The 17,042-nt window shown below is 66.9% G+C and carries 16 protein-coding genes; 9 read left to right on the forward strand and 7 right to left on the reverse strand.

Annotation, left to right across the window (positions count from 1 at the left end):
- Window positions 1–28 precede the first annotated feature (28 nt).
- Window positions 29–1,018, forward strand: coding sequence for a DMT family transporter (locus tag PKKP23_RS11180; protein WP_126876932.1), 990 nt, complete (start codon window positions 29–31; stop codon window positions 1,016–1,018).
- 36 nt (window positions 1,019–1,054) lie between these two features.
- Here PKKP23_RS11180 and folE read toward each other — a convergent pair whose 3' ends face one another.
- The gene (gene folE, locus PKKP23_RS11185; RefSeq protein WP_126876933.1) at window positions 1,055–1,726 is read right to left on the reverse strand and encodes a GTP cyclohydrolase I FolE; all 672 of its coding nucleotides are present in this window, start codon (window positions 1,724–1,726) and stop codon (window positions 1,055–1,057) included.
- Window positions 1,727–1,841: 115 nt separating this feature from the next.
- The gene (locus tag PKKP23_RS11190; RefSeq protein ID WP_017774933.1) at window positions 1,842–2,765 is read right to left on the reverse strand and encodes a LysR family transcriptional regulator; all 924 of its coding nucleotides are present in this window, start codon (window positions 2,763–2,765) and stop codon (window positions 1,842–1,844) included.
- A 137-nt stretch (window positions 2,766–2,902) separates the two neighbouring features.
- On the opposite strand from PKKP23_RS11190, the gene pobA reads away from it, so the two are divergent.
- The 6 genes from pobA (at window position 2,903) to pcaC (ending at window position 8,589) form a co-directional block, all read left to right on the forward strand.
- Window positions 2,903–4,093 (forward strand): 4-hydroxybenzoate 3-monooxygenase, encoded by a 1,191-nt coding sequence (gene pobA / locus PKKP23_RS11195; RefSeq protein ID WP_017774934.1) that lies wholly within the window; start codon window positions 2,903–2,905, stop codon window positions 4,091–4,093.
- 323 nt (window positions 4,094–4,416) lie between these two features.
- Window positions 4,417–5,127: a 3-oxoacid CoA-transferase subunit A gene (locus PKKP23_RS11200; protein ID WP_126876934.1), complete on the forward strand. Its 711-nt coding sequence runs from the start codon at window positions 4,417–4,419 to the stop codon at window positions 5,125–5,127.
- 16 nt (window positions 5,128–5,143) lie between these two features.
- Window positions 5,144–5,803: a CoA transferase subunit B gene (locus tag PKKP23_RS11205; protein ID WP_026121465.1), complete on the forward strand. Its 660-nt coding sequence runs from the start codon at window positions 5,144–5,146 to the stop codon at window positions 5,801–5,803.
- Window positions 5,804–5,992: 189 nt separating this feature from the next.
- On the forward strand, window positions 5,993–7,396 hold the full coding sequence (locus PKKP23_RS11210; RefSeq protein ID WP_126876935.1) for a 3-carboxy-cis,cis-muconate cycloisomerase: 1,404 nt from the start codon (window positions 5,993–5,995) through the stop codon (window positions 7,394–7,396).
- Window positions 7,397–7,414: 18 nt separating this feature from the next.
- Entirely contained in the window at window positions 7,415–8,203 is a 789-nt protein-coding gene (gene pcaD / locus PKKP23_RS11215) for a 3-oxoadipate enol-lactonase (protein ID WP_126876936.1), read from the forward strand.
- Window positions 8,200–8,589 (forward strand): 4-carboxymuconolactone decarboxylase, encoded by a 390-nt coding sequence (pcaC, locus tag PKKP23_RS11220; RefSeq protein WP_042300228.1) that lies wholly within the window; start codon window positions 8,200–8,202, stop codon window positions 8,587–8,589. Before pcaD ends, pcaC begins: the two co-directional genes overlap by 4 nt.
- 69 nt (window positions 8,590–8,658) lie before the next feature.
- On the opposite strand, the gene PKKP23_RS11225 is transcribed toward pcaC, so the two are convergent.
- Window positions 8,659–8,907, reverse strand: a complete 249-nt coding sequence (locus PKKP23_RS11225) for a hypothetical protein (protein ID WP_017774940.1) — start codon at window positions 8,905–8,907, stop codon at window positions 8,659–8,661.
- A gap of 171 nt (window positions 8,908–9,078) precedes the next feature.
- Here PKKP23_RS11225 and PKKP23_RS11230 point away from each other — a divergent pair, with 171 nt between their 5' ends.
- Window positions 9,079–9,606, forward strand: coding sequence for a DUF6496 domain-containing protein (locus PKKP23_RS11230; protein WP_017774941.1), 528 nt, complete (start codon window positions 9,079–9,081; stop codon window positions 9,604–9,606).
- 76 nt (window positions 9,607–9,682) lie between these two features.
- Here PKKP23_RS11230 and aptA read toward each other — a convergent pair whose 3' ends face one another.
- Window positions 9,683–11,011, reverse strand: coding sequence for an omega-aminotransferase AptA (gene aptA, locus PKKP23_RS11235; protein ID WP_017774942.1), 1,329 nt, complete (start codon window positions 11,009–11,011; stop codon window positions 9,683–9,685).
- A gap of 204 nt (window positions 11,012–11,215) precedes the next feature.
- Between aptA and PKKP23_RS11240 the strand changes: the two genes are divergently transcribed.
- Window positions 11,216–12,619, forward strand: coding sequence for an aminotransferase-like domain-containing protein (locus tag PKKP23_RS11240; RefSeq protein WP_126876937.1), 1,404 nt, complete (start codon window positions 11,216–11,218; stop codon window positions 12,617–12,619).
- Here PKKP23_RS11240 and PKKP23_RS11245 read toward each other — a convergent pair.
- The 3 genes from PKKP23_RS11245 to arsA form a co-directional block, all read right to left on the reverse strand.
- Window positions 12,600–14,210 carry a methyl-accepting chemotaxis protein gene (locus PKKP23_RS11245; protein ID WP_017774944.1) on the reverse strand — a complete coding sequence of 537 codons (1,611 nt, stop codon included), beginning with the start codon at window positions 14,208–14,210 and terminating at the stop codon, window positions 12,600–12,602. The two genes, PKKP23_RS11240 and PKKP23_RS11245, sit on opposite strands and share 20 nt — an antisense overlap.
- 321 nt (window positions 14,211–14,531) lie before the next feature.
- Complete coding sequence (locus PKKP23_RS11250; protein ID WP_126876938.1) at window positions 14,532–15,146, reverse strand: LysE family translocator; 615 nt, start codon at window positions 15,144–15,146, stop codon at window positions 14,532–14,534.
- Between the two features lie 123 nt (window positions 15,147–15,269).
- Window positions 15,270–17,033: an arsenical pump-driving ATPase gene (arsA, locus tag PKKP23_RS11255; protein ID WP_126876939.1), complete on the reverse strand. Its 1,764-nt coding sequence runs from the start codon at window positions 17,031–17,033 to the stop codon at window positions 15,270–15,272.
- Between the last annotated feature and the right edge of the window lie 9 nt (window positions 17,034–17,042).

The raw sequence follows: 17,042 nt of genomic DNA on the forward strand, positions 1-17,042 counted from the left end.
CTCCATTCCCTGTCATGGAGCGCGCAGCATGAATTCGAGGCACACGGGCTATCTCTTTTGCGGACTCGCGATGATCGGCGTGGGCAGCACCGTAGTGGTGAGCCGCGAGATCGCGGTGGGGCTCGCGCCGTTCTCGGCCACCGCGTTGCGTTTTGCGATCGCGTTTCCGTCGTTCCTCGCGATCATGCGTCTGCGCGGCGTGCGCTGGCCGCGTCTCGGTCTGCGCGATGCGATGCTCGTCGTTGCCCAAGCCGGCGCGGGCAGCGTCGGTTATACGGTCCTGCTCATTAGCGGAATGAAGCTCGCGTCTGCCGCCGATGCGGGCGTGATTGCGGGCACGTTGCCGGCGGTGTCGGCACTCGTGGCGGTGGTTGCGCTGGGCGAGCGGATGAGTGCGGCGCTTGCCGGTGCCGTCGCGCTCGCGACGGCGGGGGTGCTCGTGTGTACCGTGCCGCTTCCAGCGTTGAGTGCGGCCGGCACGTCGTGGATTACCGTGGGCAACGAACGCGCTCCCGAGGCGCTCGCGGGCAATGCGCTCGTGTTTGCCGCGGTGGTGTGCGAGGCCCTGTTCATCCTCATCAACCGGAAGCTGCGCGCAACGGTGACGCCGTTGCAGCTGTCCGCATTGATGAGCGGGACCGGCTTCTGTGTCGCCATCGTGCCCGCGCTGTTCGAGGCGCCGTGGCGCGCTGCCTTCGACGCGCCTGCGGTAATGGGCGTCGTCTACTACGCGCTGGTGCCCACGGTGGCGGGCTTCATGCTCTGGTACGCGGGCTCGGCGCGCGTGACCGGCGGCGAGGCCAGCGTGACGACTGCGCTCGTACCGGTGTCGTCGCTCGTGTTCGCGGCGCTGCTGCTGCACGAGACGATCAGGCCGGCGCAACTGGCCGGCATGGCCTGCGTGCTCGGCGCCATCTTGCTGGCCACGGTGGGACGTGCGCGGCAGCGCAGCACGGCGCAAGGCACTACGTCGGGCGGGACGCCGCTGCATGCGGCGCCACGCGAAGCGCGCGATTAGCGGGACTAGTGCGACCAGCGCGAGCCTCGCGCCGCCTCACGTATTGGCGATACTCGTTCCCACCGGATTACCGACGATGGAAAGGAATTCGCGACGCGTCGAGGGATCGGTGCGGAAGGTGCCCAGCATGCGCGACGTGACCATTTCCACGCCGGCCTTATGCACGCCGCGCGTCGACATGCATTGATGCGACGCTTCGAGAATCACGCCCACGCCGCGCGGCTGCAGCACCTCGTTGAGCGTATCCGCGATCTGCACCGTCATCTTTTCCTGGATCTGCAGGCGTTTCGCAAATGCGTCCACGAGGCGCGCGAGCTTCGAAATGCCCACCACGCGACGATCCGGCAGATAGGCCACATGCGCGCGCCCGATGATCGGCACCATGTGGTGCTCGCAGTAGCTCTCGAAGCGGATGTCCTTGAGCACGATCATCTCGTCGTAGCCGTCCACTTCGGCAAACGTGCGGGCCAGAATCTCGCGCGGGTCGGTGGCGTAGCCCGCGAAGAATTCCTCGAAGGACCGTACGACGCGCGCCGGGGTGTCCACGAGACCTTCGCGCCTGGGGTCGTCTCCGGCCCAGCGCAATAGCACGCGCACCGCGGCTTCGGCTTCTTCTCGTGTGGGCCGCGGCTCGGCGCCGTTTTTCGCCGCACCGGTGTCTTGCTGTGCGGGTTTCGCGTGACTTGCGGTCCTCGTTGCGTCGGTCATCCATCCACTCCTGTCTGCTGGTCCATCTGGCGTTGCGCCGTTGGGGTGTCGGCCATTGTTCCACGTTTTGTGTCCGCGCGTGCCTGGCGAAAGCCCCCACCTGGACGCCCGGACGTCATTTGGGCCACTCGTCCATGGCGTCGTTGAAGAGTTCGGAGACGACGCTGCGCAGCCATCCCGTGCGCACGTCGTTGTTGAATTTGCGATGCCAATGCTGCTTGAGATCGAAGCGCGGCAATGGAATGGGCGGCTCGACGAGCTTGATGGACGCGTGTTCGGCCACGTACGCGAAGCCGATGGCGTGCGGCACGGTGGCAACGAGATCCGTGCGCGCAAGAATGAAGGGCAGGCTCATGAAGTGCGGCGTTTCCAGCACGGCGCGGCGGTGCAGGCGCTTCTTTTCGAGGAAGCGTTCGAGCACTTCCTGGCTGCGTCCCTCGGCGCGCACCACGGCGTGGCCAAGCGAGAGGAATTGCTCGAGCGTGAGCTTCTCGCCCACCTGCGGATGGTTGCTGCGCATGAGGCAGATGAAGCGGTGCGTGAAGAGACGCTGCTGAAAGAAGTTGCTCGCGGTGAGGTCCGGAAAGTAGCCGACGGCGAGATCCACGTCGCCCGATTCCAGTCCGCGTTCCACTTGGGCCGGCGGCAGCGAGACCGAACGCAGGCTCGCACGCGGCGCGCGCTCGGCAAAGAGTTGCAGCAGACGAGGCAGGAACACGATCTCGCCCACGTCCGAAAGCGCGAGGGAGAACGTGCGCGTGGTCGTGGCCGGGTCGAAGTCCTGAGCTTCCAGCATGCCTTTTTCGATACGCACGAGCGCGTCGCGTGCGGCCGGGATCAGGGCGAGCGCGCGCGGCGTGGGCTCCATGCCGCGCGAGGTGCGCACGAAGAGCGGGTCTCCAAAGTATTCGCGCAGGCGTCCCAGCGCGGTGCTCACGCGCGGCTGGCTCACACCGAGGCGCTCGGCGGCGCGGCTCACGTTGCGCGTGTCTTCCATGGCAACGAGGTACGGAATCAGGTTCAGGTCGAGGTCGGTCATCGGCAGGGTGAAGCGTGGCGGGCGGCGCGGCACTATCGTGTTCGCGTATACAAGCTATGCCCGGAATGCGGTTGCCGCATATTGGGGAAAGCGCCGACAATCGCTCCACCATTCGAAAAATTGTTCAGGAGACGAACATGCGCACCCAGGTTGCCATCGTCGGCGCAGGCCCGGCGGGCTTGCTGCTTTCCCATCTGCTGCGGCGCGAAGGCGTCGATTCGATCCTCGTGGAGGCGCAGTCGCGCCAGTACTGCGAGCAGCGCATTCGCGCCGGCGTGCTGGAGCAGGGCACCGTCGATACGATCAACGAAGCGGGGCTCGGCGCGCGCATGCAGCGCGAAGGGCTCGTGCATCACGGCATCGACCTGCTGTTCGGGCGCAAGCGCCATCGCATCGACATGACGGGGCTCACGGGCGGCCGCGCTATCACGATCTACGGCCAGCACGAGGTGGTGCGCGACCTGATCGACGCCGCCGACGAGCACCGCCACCAGATGTTCTTCGAAGCGAGCGGCGTATCGCTGCACGGCCTCGCAGGCGATGCGCAGCGCGATCGCCCCGAGGTGCGTTTCACGCACCAGGGCGTGGAGCAGCGCATCGAGTGCGACTACATCGCGGGCTGCGACGGCTTTCACGGCGTGTCGCGCAACGCGATTCCGGCCTCGGTGCTGCGCACCTACGAGCGCGTTTATCCGTTCGCGTGGCTCGGCATTCTGGCCGAGGCCGCGCCCAACGCCGCCGAACTGGTCTATGCCCACCACGAGCGAGGTTTCGCGTTGTACAGCATGCGTTCGCCCACCATCACGCGGCTCTATCTGCAATGCGCGCCGGACGAAGACCTCTCGCAATGGTCCGACGAGCGCATCTGGTCCGAACTGAAAACGCGTTTTGAGAACGACGGCGGCTGGCAGCCCGCGGAAGGCGCGATCCTGCAAAAGGGCGTGACGCCGATGCGCAGCTTCGTGGCGGAGCCGATGCAGTACGGCCGGTTGTTCCTCGCCGGCGACGCCGCGCACATCGTGCCGCCCACGGGCGCGAAGGGCATGAACCTCGCGGTGGCCGACGTGCGCGTGCTCTCGAAGGCGCTGGCCGCGCGCTATCGCGACGGACGCACGGACCTGCTCGACGCCTATTCGTCCACGTGTCTCGAACGTGTCTGGCGCGCCGAGCACTTCTCGTGGTTCATGACGAACATGCTGCACCCGTCGGCCGACGACACGCCGTTCGTCAATCGCCTGAAGATGTCGGAGCTGAACTACGTGACGAAGTCCGAGGCGGCGGCGCGCTCGCTCGCGGAAAACTACGTGGGCCTGCCGTTCGCTGCGTAAGCGGATTGCTGCCCGTATCAGACGCGTATCAAGTATCAAGACAGAGGAGGCCGTCCCGCGAGGACGGCCTTTTTGCTCATGGAAGCCCCTGCCTTGACAAGGCGCGCCAGCGCCTCCGATAATGCATCGAGATGTTCGTTAATCGAATCGTAGTTCTATATACGAACAACGACCCGAGCCGAACACTTCCAGCGCACGCTGCCGCTTCTTGTGAATCAGCAGCGTGATTCGCGGTTGGAGCGGTGCCCGTGTAGTGAATGAGCGGCGCCGCGCAGCAACGTCGGGCACTGCCCGGAATGGCATGGAATGGCCGAGGACCTGGCATGATCAACAAGATTTTCGAGTCGCTTCAGTCGGCCGTGGCCGACGTTCACGACGGCGCCACCGTGATGATCGGCGGCTTCGGTACGGCGGGCATGCCGTCGGAACTGATCGACGCGCTCATCGAGCAGGGCGCGCGCGAACTCACCATCGTGAACAATAACGCCGGCAACGGCGACACCGGTCTCGCGGCTTTGCTGAAGGCAAAGCGGGTGCGCAAGATCATCTGCTCGTTCCCGCGGCAAACGGATTCGTGGGTGTTCGACGGTCTCTATCGCGCCGGCGAAATCGAGCTGGAACTGGTGCCGCAGGGCAATCTCGCGGAACGCATTCGCGCGGCGGGCGCGGGCATTGGCGGCTTCTTCACGCCCACGGGCTACGGCACGAAGCTGGCCGAAGGCAAGGAAACGCGCCTGATCGACGGCAAGCACTACGTATTCGAATCGCCGCTGCATGCGGACTTCGCGCTCATCAAGGCGTATAAGGGCGACCGCTGGGGCAACCTGGTCTACCGCAAGACGGCGCGCAACTTCGGGCCGATCATGGCGAGCGCCGCGAAGGTGGCCATTGCTCAGGTGTCGGAAGTCGTGCCGCTGGGCGGGCTCGATCCCGAAGTGATCGTCACGCCCGGCATCTTCGTGCAGCGCGTGATCGAAGTGCCGCAGGCGGCGCACGCCGCGCAACGGTCGCCACAGTCGCAACAGGCAGCCTGAAGGACGGAGACACTTCATGAAACGACTTACCCGCGATGAAATGGCGAAGCGCGTCGCGCGCGATATTCCCGAAGGCGCCTACGTGAACCTCGGCATCGGTGTGCCCACGCTGGTCGCGAACCATCTGGATGCCGACAAGGAAATCTTCCTGCACAGCGAGAACGGTCTGCTTGGCATGGGCCCCGCGCCCGCGCCGGGCGAAGAGGATGACGAACTCATCAACGCCGGCAAGCAGCACGTCACGCTGCTCACGGGCGGCGCGTTCTTCCACCACGCCGATTCGTTCGCGATGATGCGCGGCGGCCATCTCGACTACTGCGTGCTGGGCGCGTTCCAGGTATCGGCGACGGGCGACCTCGCGAACTGGCACACCGGCGCACCGGATGCGATTCCGGCCGTGGGCGGCGCGATGGACCTCGCCATCGGCGCAAAGCAGGTCTTTGTGATGATGGAGCACCTCACCAAGCAAGGCGAAAGCAAGATCGTTCAGACGTGTTCGTATCCGGTCACAGGCGTGGGCTGTGTGGACCGCATCTATACCGATCTCGCCGTGCTCGACGTGACGCCCGAAGGCCTGGCGGTGCGCGAGATCTTCCCGGATATCGGCTTCGACGAATTGCAGCGTCTGACGGGCGTGCCGCTCATCGACGCCACGCAGGGCCGCCGCGCGGCCTGAACGCGCGGCGCGGAGCGTCACGGCCTGCGGCGGCGCGCAGCGACGATGCGCGCACGGCAGTTGGGCGACAATGAGCGTCACGCTGCCGTGTGCGTGGCGGTCTTGGCGATCTAACCGACGCTTCGCCTGCCGACGCATCCGCACGGTGCCGCCACGCTCCATCCGACTGCCAACGGGATTTCCGTCACCATGCCCGAACGTCTCGACCGTCTCGAACGTCTGACCGGCCTGATCTGCGGCACGCAGGCGATGAACGACATCTGGTCGCCGCGCGCCACGTTGCAGCGCATGCTCGATGTCGAAGCCGCGCTCGCGCGCGCGTGCGCCGCGCACGGCGTGATTCCGCCGCAAGCCGTGGCGCCCATCGTCGCGGCTTGCCAGGCCGATGCACTCGATGCCGACGCCCTCGCCCGCGATGCCGCGCTCGGCGGCAACCTCGCCATTCCGCTCGTTCGCCAGCTCACGGCGCGCGTCAAGGCCGCCGATGCCGAAGCCGCGAAGTACGTCCATTGGGGTGCGACGAGCCAGGACATCATCGACACGGCCACCGTACTGCAACTGCGCGCCGCGCTCCACCTGATCGACCACACGCTGCAGTCCACCTGCGCGGTGCTCGCCAACCTCGCGCGTGCGCATCGTGCGACGCCGGCGGTTGGGCGCACGTGGCTCCAGCAGGCGCTGCCTATCACGCTCGGCCTCAAGTTCGCGCAATGGCTCGACGCCTTGCTGCGCCATCGCGACCGTCTTGCTGCGCTGCGCGAGCGGGCGTTGGTGCTGCAATTCGGCGGCGCGGCGGGCACGCTGGCGAGTCTGCGCGATGCGGCTTCGGCCGTAAGCGCATCGCTCGCGCGAGAACTGCAGCTCGCGCAGCCCGCGTTGCCGTGGCACACGCAGCGTGACCGCATCGCGGAGGCCGCCTCGTTCTTCGGCATGTTGATCGGCACGCTCGGCAAGATTGCGCGCGACATCTCGCTGCAGATGCAGACCGAGATCGGCGAACTCGCGGAGCCCGCGGCGGCCGGCAAGGGCGGATCGTCCACCATGCCGCACAAGCGCAATCCGGTGGGCTGCGCCGCGGTGCTCACCGCCGCGACGCGCGCGCCTGGACTCGTCGCCACCGTGTTGGCTGGCATGGTCCAGGAGCACGAGCGCGCCCTGGGCGGCTGGCAGGCCGAGTGGGACGCACTGCCCGATCTCGCGCGGCTGGCGGGCGGCGCGCTCGCGAACATCGAACAGATCGCCTCGGGGCTCGAAGTGGATACCGCGCGCCTTGCCGCGAATCTTGACGCCACGCACGGGCTGATTCTGGGCGAGGCCGTGATGCTTGCGCTGGGCGATCGCATCGGCCGGCTCGATGCGCATCATCTCGTGGAGAAGGCATCCAAAGCCGCCGTGCAGGCGCGCCGGCCGCTCTTCGACGTGCTTGCCGAAGACCCCGCCGTCACGCGTCATCTCGAAGCCGCGCAGCTGCGCTCGCTGCTCGATCCGGCCCATTACGCAGGCGAGGCGCAGGCCTTCGTCGATGCCGTGCTTGCGCGGCATGCGGCGTGGGCGCCGCCGTCATCGGTGGCTGCGTCGAACGAACAACCCTGAAAAAAGGAGTAGCGATTCATGCCGTACGCCACCGTAAATGGCACGAAGCTGCACTACCGCGTCGACGGCGAGCGCAGCGACGCGCCCTGGCTCGTGCTGTCGAACTCGCTGGGCAGCGACCTTTCCATGTGGACGCCGCAGGTCGCCGCCTTCGCGAAGCACTTCCGCGTGCTGCGCTACGACACGCGCGGCCACGGCCATTCCGACGTGCCGCCGGGCCCGTACACCATCGAGCAACTGACGGGCGACGTGGTGGGCCTGCTGGATGCGCTCGACATCGAGAAGGCGCATTTCTGCGGCGTCTCGATGGGCGGCCTGACGGGCGTGGGCCTCGCCGCGCGGCACAGCGCGCGCATTGGCCGCGTCGTGCTTTGCAATACGGCGGCGAAGATCGGCTCGCCCGAGGTGTGGGGCCCACGTGCCCAGCGCGCGCGCAGCGAAGGTATGGCCGCGCTCGCAGACGCCGTGCTCGCACGCTGGTTCACGCCGGCGTTCGTCGCGCGCGAGCCGCTCGTTTTCGCGTTCATTCGCGACGTCTTCGTGCATACCGACAACGAAGGCTACGCGTCGAATTGCGATGCGCTCAACGCAACGGACCTGCGCGGCGAAACGTCCGCCATTCGCACGCCCGCGCTCGTCATCTCCGGCACGCACGACGTGGCCGCCACGCCTGCGCAAGGCCGCGAACTCGCGGCATCGATTGCCGGTGCCCGCTACGCCGAACTCGACGCCTCGCACATTTCCAACATCGAGCAGGCCGACGCGTACACGAAGACCGTGCTCGACTTCCTCACGGAGCAGGCATGAACGACGACGAACGCTATCAGGCCGGCATGGGCGTGCGCCGGGCGGTGCTGGGCGACGCGCACGTCGACCGGTCGCTCGCGAACCGCACGGAATTGACCGAGGAATTCCAGAACTTCATCACGCGTTATGCGTGGGGCGAGATCTGGACGCGCGAAGGCTTGCCGCGCCACACGCGCAGCCTGCTCACCATCGCGATGATGGTGGCGCTCAATCGGGGCGAAGAACTCGCGCTGCATCTGCGCGCCGCGAAGAACAACGGCGTGACGCGCGACGAGATCAAGGAAGTGCTGCTGCAGACGGCGATCTATTGCGGCGTGCCGGCAGCCAATTCCGCGTTTCACCTGGCGGACCGCCTCTTCCGCGAAGAGGACGAAGCGAAGTCCTGAAGACGTTGCCGGCAGGCAGAGCGGCCGGCGCTGCCTGCGGTGCCGGAGCGTCGATCAGTACGCCTGCGCTCACGCTTCGCGATTGTGCTCCGCGACGTACTGGCGCAGGCTCGCAACGAGCGCTGCCTCGATGGCGCGATGATCCGCGTTGCTGAGCGAGCCCGCCTCCTGTTCGTCGCCGAACAGCGTGGGCGGCGCGTCGTACACCCCCACCTCGTGACCCTCGCGAAACACGCGTATTTCATGGCCGTCTTCGCTGTATTCGGCCATCCAGTGCGCGCCGTCGATGTGCGTTCCTGCCCGAATCGATGTTTTCATGATGTCCTCCGCTGAGTCGCTCGCTCACGCCTCGCGCTTCGCATGCGCGCCGCGTGCCTTGGCACCTGCCGCCACGATACGCCGTCGACGCTCCGAACGCACCCTCCAGCACAGGCCGGGCATATCCGTTGCTCGCTTGACTGATGCCAACAGCCACTCTGGAGGACTGTCATGCCTGAAAAGAAAACCATGGAACGAGCCCGCAGCGCGAAGCGCGCGGGCAAGGCGCCCAGCACCCAGGCGGGCGCGTTCGTGAAGGAAGAAATCGACCACGTGCGCGAAGGCAAGCACGGCGTGAAGTCGGCGAAGCAGGCCGTCGCGATCGGTCTTTCGAAGGCGCGGCGCGCCGGCGTCGACATGAAGCCGCCTGCCCAGGGCAAGACGAGCACGGCGACGCGCAAGAAGGCCGAGAAGGACTACGAGGCCGGCCACAAGCCCGCGTCGAAGCGGGCGAAGAGCGCGAGCACCGAATCGAAGACGAAGCGTTCGCGCACCACCACCGCGGTGCTCAAACGCGAGAGCGGCGAGGGCGCCTCGCATCGCGCGATGTCGAAGCAGTCGCACTCGGCCGCGAACCGCCGTTCGGCGTCCAGCCGCTCGGCCGCCGCGAAGAAGGCGGCGCGCACGAAGGGCGCCGCGGGGCGTTCAGCGGCCGCAAAAAAGGCGGCTCATACGCGAGCCGCCCGGACACATCACTGAAGCTTGAGTGAAGCGTTTCGAGTGAAACCGCCACCGCGGCGCCTGATGAGCCGCGAGGCGCCGCGGCGGTACAGCCTCAATCCACGCTGGCGAGCGCCTCGCGCACGGTGCCGAAGAGCGTGTCGATCTGTTCCTCGCTCACGATCAGCGGCGGCGAGAAGGCGAGGATGTCGCCCGTATAGCGGATCAGCACGCCGGCTTCCAGACACTTGAGGAACGCCTGATAGGCCCGCGCGCCCGGCGCGCCGTCGCGCGATTCGAGTTCGACGCCCGCCACGAGCCCGAGGTTGCGAATGTCCTTCACGTGCTTCGCGTCGCGCAGGCTGTGGGCCGCGGCTTCGAACTTCGGCGCGAGGGCGTGGGCCCGCGCGAACAGGTCTTCGCGCCGATACAGATCGAGCGTCGCCACGGCCGCTGCCGCCGCCGCGGGATGCGCCGAGTAGGTGTAGCCGTGGAACAGCTCGATGGCGCCCGGCGCGCCGCTATTCACCACCGTGTCGTGGATCTGGCGGCTCGCGGCGACCGCGCCCATCGGAATGGCTGCGTTGTTGATCGCTTTCGCGAGCGTGATGAGGTCCGGCGTCACGCCGAAGAACTCGCTCGCCGTGGCCTTGCCGAGCCGGCCGAAACCCGTAATGACTTCGTCGAAGATCAGCAGGATGCCGTACTTCGTGCAGATCTCGCGCAGCCGCTGCAGATAGCCCTGCGGCGGAATCAGCACGCCGGTGGAGCCCGCCATGGGCTCCACGATCACCGCGGCGATGGTCGACGCATCGTGCAGCGCGACGATGCGCTCCAGTTCGTCGGCCAGATGCGCGCCCCATGCCGGCTGGCCCTTCGAGAACGCGTTGTGTTCGAGGTTGTGTGTGTGCGGCAGGTGGTCCACGGCCGGCAGCAGCTGGCCCGAGAACGTCTTGCGGTTCGGCGAAATCCCGCCCACCGAAATGCCGCCGAAGCCCACGCCGTGGTAGCCGCGCTCGCGGCCGATCAGCCGGGTGCGCTGGCCTTCGCCGCGCGCGCGGTGGTACGCCAGCGCGATCTTGAGCGCCGTATCCACCGACTCCGAACCCGAATTCGTGAAGAAGATGCGGTCGATCCCGGCTGGCATCAGTTCCGCCACCTTGCTGGCCGCTTCGAAGGCGAGCGGGTGGCCCATCTGGAACGTCGGCGCGTAGTCGAGCGTGTTGAGCTGCTGCGTGATGGCGGCAATGATCTCTTCGCGGCCGTGACCCGCGTTCACGCACCATAGGCCGGCGCTGCCGTCCAGCACCTGGCGGCCGTCGGTGGTGCGGTAGTACATGCCTTTGGCCGACTCCAGCAGGCGCGGTGCGGCCTTGAACTGGCGATTGGCGGTGAAGGGCATCCAGAAAGACGCCAGATCGTCGATGACAGGGCGCGAAGTCATGGTTTTTTCTCCTCGAACAGGTAGCGAAACTGTAGCGCCCAGAGTTAAATGTCGGCATATACAGTTCACGTACTGCGCTGATAACTGTGCTGGCCGATCTGCGCGGACTGTGTTGGTTCGCCAGCCGCGTGTCCGCGCCTGGCGAACCCTTCCCCAACGAACTCAACTCAACCCAGCCGCCTTTGCCGCTGGGGTGCCGTGACGATGATCGAACTTCAACTGGAGCGCGGCCGCCGCACGGCGCCCACGCTCGTGGACCAGGTGGTGCAAGGCTTTGCCGCGGCCATCCAGGCGCAGACGCTGCGTGCAGGCGCGCTGCTGCCTTCCGTGCGCCAGCTTGCGCAGACGCACTCGCTTTCCACCTTCACCGTGACCGAGGCCTACACCCGGCTCGTGTCGATGGGCCTCGTCGTTGCCCGGCGTGGCTCGGGCTACCGCGTGGCGCCGCGCGCGCAGGCCGCGCGGCCCAGCCCGGCCGGCTGGCAGCCGCCCAGCCTCACGGCGACGTGGCTGCTCTCGGACGTATTCGCCGATCACTCCGTGCCCATCAAGGCCGGCTGCGGCTGGATGCCGGCCGAATGGATCAACGAAGGCGGGCTGCGGCACGCGTTGCGCGCCATGACGCGCGTGCCGGCCGCGCGCCTCGGCGACTACGGGCACCCGTACGGTTTCGCGCCGCTGCGCGAGCGCCTCGCCGAGCAACTGGACCGCCACGGGCTGCCCGTCGAAGTCTCGAACGTGCTGCTCACGCACGGCGCCACGCAGGCGCTCGACCTTGTCGTGCGCACGCTGCTGCGTCCGGGCGATGCGGTGGTGGTCGAAGATCCGGGCTACTGCAATTTCCTGCAGATCCTGAAGCTTGCCGGCCTCGCCGTGCACGGCGTGCCGCGTACGCCGGCCGGCATCGACGCCGATGCGCTGGAGCGCGTCGTGGCCGCGCACGCGCCCAAGGCGCTCTTCGTCAACACGACGCTGCAGAATCCGACCGGCGCCACCTTCACCATGGCCAACGCGTTCCGCGTGCTGCAAATTGTGGAGCGCCAGCAGATGTGGGTGATCGAAGACGACGTGAGCCGCGAGCTGGCGCCCGCGGGCGCGCCGATCTTCGCCGCGATGGAGGGCCTGCAACGCGTGCTCTACGTGGGCGGTTTTTCGAAGACCGTCACGCCCGCGCTGCGCTGCGGCTACGTGGTGGCCGAGCGCGACGTGCTGCGCGAACTGGCGCGCACGAAGATGGCGGTGGGGCTGACGTCGTCGGAGGCCATCGAGCGCATTGTCGACAAGGTGCTCGTGGAAGGGCGGTACGCGCGGCACGTCGAAAGCGTCAACGAACGACTGAAGGCTGCGCACGCGACCGTGGAAGAGCGCCTCGACGCACTCGGGCTCGACGTGTTCCACCGGCCGCGCGCGGGGCTCTTCGTGTGGGCCCGGCTGCCCATCGAGCCCGGGCGCGCCGCCGAAGTGGCGACCGACGCATTGCGCGCCGGCATCTGGCTCGCGCCCGGTTCCTACTTTCGTCCCGACGATGCCGTGAGCGCGTGGTTCCGCTTCAACGTGCCGTATTCCACGGACGACGCGCTGTGGAAGTTCATCGCGTCGGTGCGGTAAGCCGCGGCAGGTGCGACGTGTGCGATGCGTGGCGCGAGCCGTCCGTATTGAACACGGAAACGGCCGCGCTCAGACGCTGCGCCTGATCTTCGAGCGCACTCGCCGCCGCGGCCGCCTGTTCCACCAGCGCCGCATTCTGCTGCGTCACCTGGTCCATCTGCGCGACGGCGCGATTCACCTGGTCGATGCCCGTGCTTTGCTCCGATGCCGCCGCCGCGATCTCGCCCATGATCGAACTCACGCGCGTAATGGCGTTGACGATCTCGGACATCGTGGAACCCGAGCGCTCCACGAGTTGCGAGCCGGATTCGACGCGCGCCGTGGAGCTGTCGATCAGCGTCTTGATTTCGCGCGCCGCAGTCGCGCTGCGCTGCGCGAGCGAACGCACTTCGCTTGCCACCACCGCGAAACCGCGCCCTTGCTCGCCGGCCCGCGCGGCTTCCACCGCCGCGTTGAGCGCGAGGATGTTGGTCTGGAACGCGATGCCCTCGATCACGCCCACGATGTCGCCCACCTGGCGCGAATCGTCGACGATCTGGTGCATCGTGCCCACTACCTGCTGCGTGAGTTCGCCGCCTTGCGCCGCGAGGTCCGAGGCGTTGCGGGCGAGCGAGCTGGCCTGCGTCGCGTTGTCCGCGGTTTGCTTCACGGTGGAGGTGAGTTCTTCGATGCTCGCCGCCGTTTGCTGGAGCGAGGCCGCCTGCTCTTCGGTGCGCTGCGAGAGGTCCGCGTTGCCCGACGCGATTTCGCTCACGCCCGTATTGATCGATTCGGTGCCTTGGCGCACCGTGTTCACCGTGCTGACCAGCGATTCCTGCATGCTGCGCAGCGCTGTGGCGAGGCGTCCCATTTCGTTCTCGCCGGTCGTGGCGATGCGGCCCGTGAGGTCGCCGGCGGCGATGCGCTCGAACTGCGCGACCGTTGCGTCGACTGGACCCACGATTGCGCGGACCAGCACGATGCGCGCAATCCAGACCAGCACGAGCGAGAACGCCATGCCCACGGCCACCGCGATGCACACGGCGTAGAAGCGCGCGTGCGCTTCCTGGTAGCGCTGCGCGCCATGATCGATCTGCAGCTTTTCGAGCGTGAGCATCGCCTTTTCGTAGGCGCTGTAAAGCGAGGGCAGCTTGTGGCCCTGAAGCTGCTGGAACGCGTTGCGGTCGCCGGCCTTCAGTGCCGCGAGCGCGGGTTCCGCGCCTTCGTGCAGGAACGTGTTGCGCTTGTCCTGCATGTCTTTGATGAGGCGCTGCTCTTCGTCGCCTGCGCCCGCAATGCTCAGATAGTGGGAGAGGCGCTCGTCCGAGTTCTTCTGGTACTGATCGAAGCGCTGCAGGACGGCCGCGGCGCCCTTTTCATCGTTCAGATCGACGAGCGACGCGTAAGTGGCGAGCGCGAGGCGCAGCCGCAGCAGCTGGCCGGAACTGCCTTCCAGGTCGGCCACGGCTGGCGTGTCCACCGTGTACATCTGCTGCAGCGAGAGATTGCTCGCGCGCAGCGACAACAGGCCGGCCGCCGCGCCAACCAGCAGCGCGAGGCCGAAGAAGGCCACCATCCAGGTGAGCCAGGCACGAATCGACAGCTTCTTCAACGTGGTCTCCTTTCACATTCGTCGATGTATTTCGCGATGCGCCGCGCAACGGCACGACAACGTGCCGCGGGCAATGGCCTGCCATGGGCGCGATGGCGGCCTTGCTGATTCTGTGTTGCGGGGAAGCTGTTAAGAGAAGTCTGAATACGGGATATCGACATTCGTCCGACAAAACTTGAGGACGGCGGCGCGGGACTGGCCGAAGCGGCGAGAGGGCGGGAAGGGGGGAATAAGGCAGAGCCGCAAAGCGGGGCCAGGCAGAAACAAGACGGCAGAAACGAAACGAGGCGGCAGAAACGAGGCGGCAAAAGCCGCCATCGTTCAGCCGAGCAGATGCAGCGCGGCGGGATACATCGAAGCCACGAGCAGCAGCGCCATGACCACGTTGAAGGCGCGCAGCCGCCGCGAGTCCGCGAGAAAGCGCCGCAATGCCGTGCCGAACGCGGCCCACAGGCAGATGCACGGCAGACCGATCACGTAGAAGAGCGACGCCATGATCACCGCGTTCACGCCGAAGTCTGCGGAGAGGCGGATCGTGGTGGCGGCGGTGAGCACCATCATCCATGCCTTCGGGTTGATCCATTGAAACGCGATGGCCTCGTGAAAACGCATGGGACGACGTTCGCCCTTGCGCACCTGGATCTCGCCCGAGGTGCCGATCTTCCATGCGAGATAAAGCAGATACGCGATGCTCGCCACTTCGAGCACGCTATAGAGCATCGGGAAACGCCGGAATGCTTCGCCCAGCCCGAAGCCGACGGAGAGCATCAGCAACACGACGCCCGCACTAATGCCGAGGATGTGCGGCAGCGTGCGGCGAAAGCCGAAATTGACGCCGGAGGCCAGCAACATGGTGTTGTTGGGACCGGGCGTGATGGTGGTAACGAGCGCGAAGAGGATGCCGGCGGGCAGCGCGCTCAGGAGTTCTGCGGACATGTGGGTCTGCTCCTGGCTTGTTGGTGATTTTGAGCCAGTTTAGCGGCAGGAGCCAGTACGGTACCGGTACAGATTGACGGATGGTGAGCGGTACGGATCAGGGATCAGGCGATGATCGACGCGCTACGTGGCCGCCCGCGACGTGATCACGTGTTCGAGGCCGGTTGCCCCGACCGGTGCCTCGGCGAGCCACGGAATCAGTGCGGTGCGCTGCGCCAGATCGTCCGCCACGCGGCGCACGAACGGCACCTCGTAAGTGCCTCGCTGGCACAGCATCGGGTCGGTCGTGCCGCTCGCCAGCAACGACTGGTTGATGACCCACGCGTACGGCGTGATTCCCGCCCGCGCGAGGTCGGCGCTCAGGCGTTCCGCTTCGTGAACGGGCGTCGCTTCCGGCAACGTGACGATCAGGATGCGGCTGTAATCCGGGTCCCGCAGGCGCGGCAGCAGTTGACGGACCGACTCCGGCATGTCGCCCTGGGTGCGCATTACTTCGCGGTGGTAAGCCTCGGCTGCGTCCAGCAGCAGAATGGTGTGCCCGGTCGGCGCGGTGTCCAGTACCACGAAGCCGGACTTGCCTTGATCGACCGTGCGCGCGAAGGCCCTGAAGACGGCGATTTCCTCCGTGCAGGGCGAGCGCAGATCTTCTTCGAGCATCGCCCGGCCGCCCGCATCGAGGTGCGATGCCGCTTTGGCCAGCACCTCTTCGGTGTACTGCTGCACTTCGCGCGCCGGGTCGATGCGCGTGACGCTCAGGCGAGGCACGACGCCATCGACAGTGGCGGCCACGTGCGAGGCCGGGTCGGTGGTCGAGAGGATCACGTCGTGTCCGCGGCCGGCCAGCGCAACTGCGATTGCCGCCGCTACCGTGGTCTTGCCCACGCCGCCTTTACCCATCGTCATGATCACGCCGTGGCCCGCAGCCGACAGTTCGTCGACGAGGCCGCCCAGACCCGGCGGCAACGCGGTGTCGGGCATCCGGCGTTCGGTCGGCATGCGCACGCGTTCGGGATGCGCCATGTCGCGCAGCGCATCCAGCCCGACCGTGCCGCGCGGCAGAAACGGAATGCGCGTCTGCGGCAGGCCCGCCAGCTCGCGCGGCATGTCGGCCAGCGCCTGTTGCGCGCGCTGGGCCATGGCAGTTGCAATCGGGTCGTCGTTGCGGTCTGTGGCAAAGAGGCCGTTGATCGCCAGCACCTGGTTGCGAATGCCGAGTTCGGCCAGTTCGTGCCGCGTGCGATTCGCTTCGCGCAGCGCGGCGACTTCGGGGCGGCTCACCAGCACGACCGTGGTTTGCGCTGCGCTCGACAGCCGTTCGACGGTCGCCGCGTACAGCACCTTCTGCTTCTCCAGCCCGGCCAGTGGCCCGAGGCACGAGGCACCTCCCGTCGACGACGAGATGAACTCGTTCCACGCCGACGGCAGCGTCAACAGGCGCAGCGTGTGGCCGGTCGGCGCGGTGTCGAAAATCACGTGATCGAAATCGGCCGTTGCGGCGGGGTCGCCGAGCAGTTTGGAGAATTCGTCGAAGGCCGCTATCTCGACCGTGCACGCCCCGGAAAACTGCTCTTCCATGTTGCGGATCGCCGCGGCAGGCAAGACACCGCGATACGGTTCGACCATGCGTTCCCGGTAGGCCTGCGCGGCCGCTTCCGGATCGATGTTCAACGCGAACAGGCCCGGCGCGCCCGGCACCGCGGTCGGCAGCTGACTCAGACGGACGCCGAGCACCTCGTCGAGATTGGAGGCCGGGTCCGTGCTGACAATGAGCACCCGCTTGCCGGCATCGGCCATGGCGAGGCCCGTGGCACAGGAAAGCGATGTCTTGCCGACGCCGCCTTTACCGGTGAAGAAGAGATATCGGGTCTGCGTTTCGGGAAGGGACATGAGCGCTCC

It is taken from the genome of Paraburkholderia kururiensis JCM 10599 = LMG 19447, assembly GCF_003986935.1.
Classification (GTDB): domain Bacteria; phylum Pseudomonadota; class Gammaproteobacteria; order Burkholderiales; family Burkholderiaceae; genus Paraburkholderia; species Paraburkholderia kururiensis.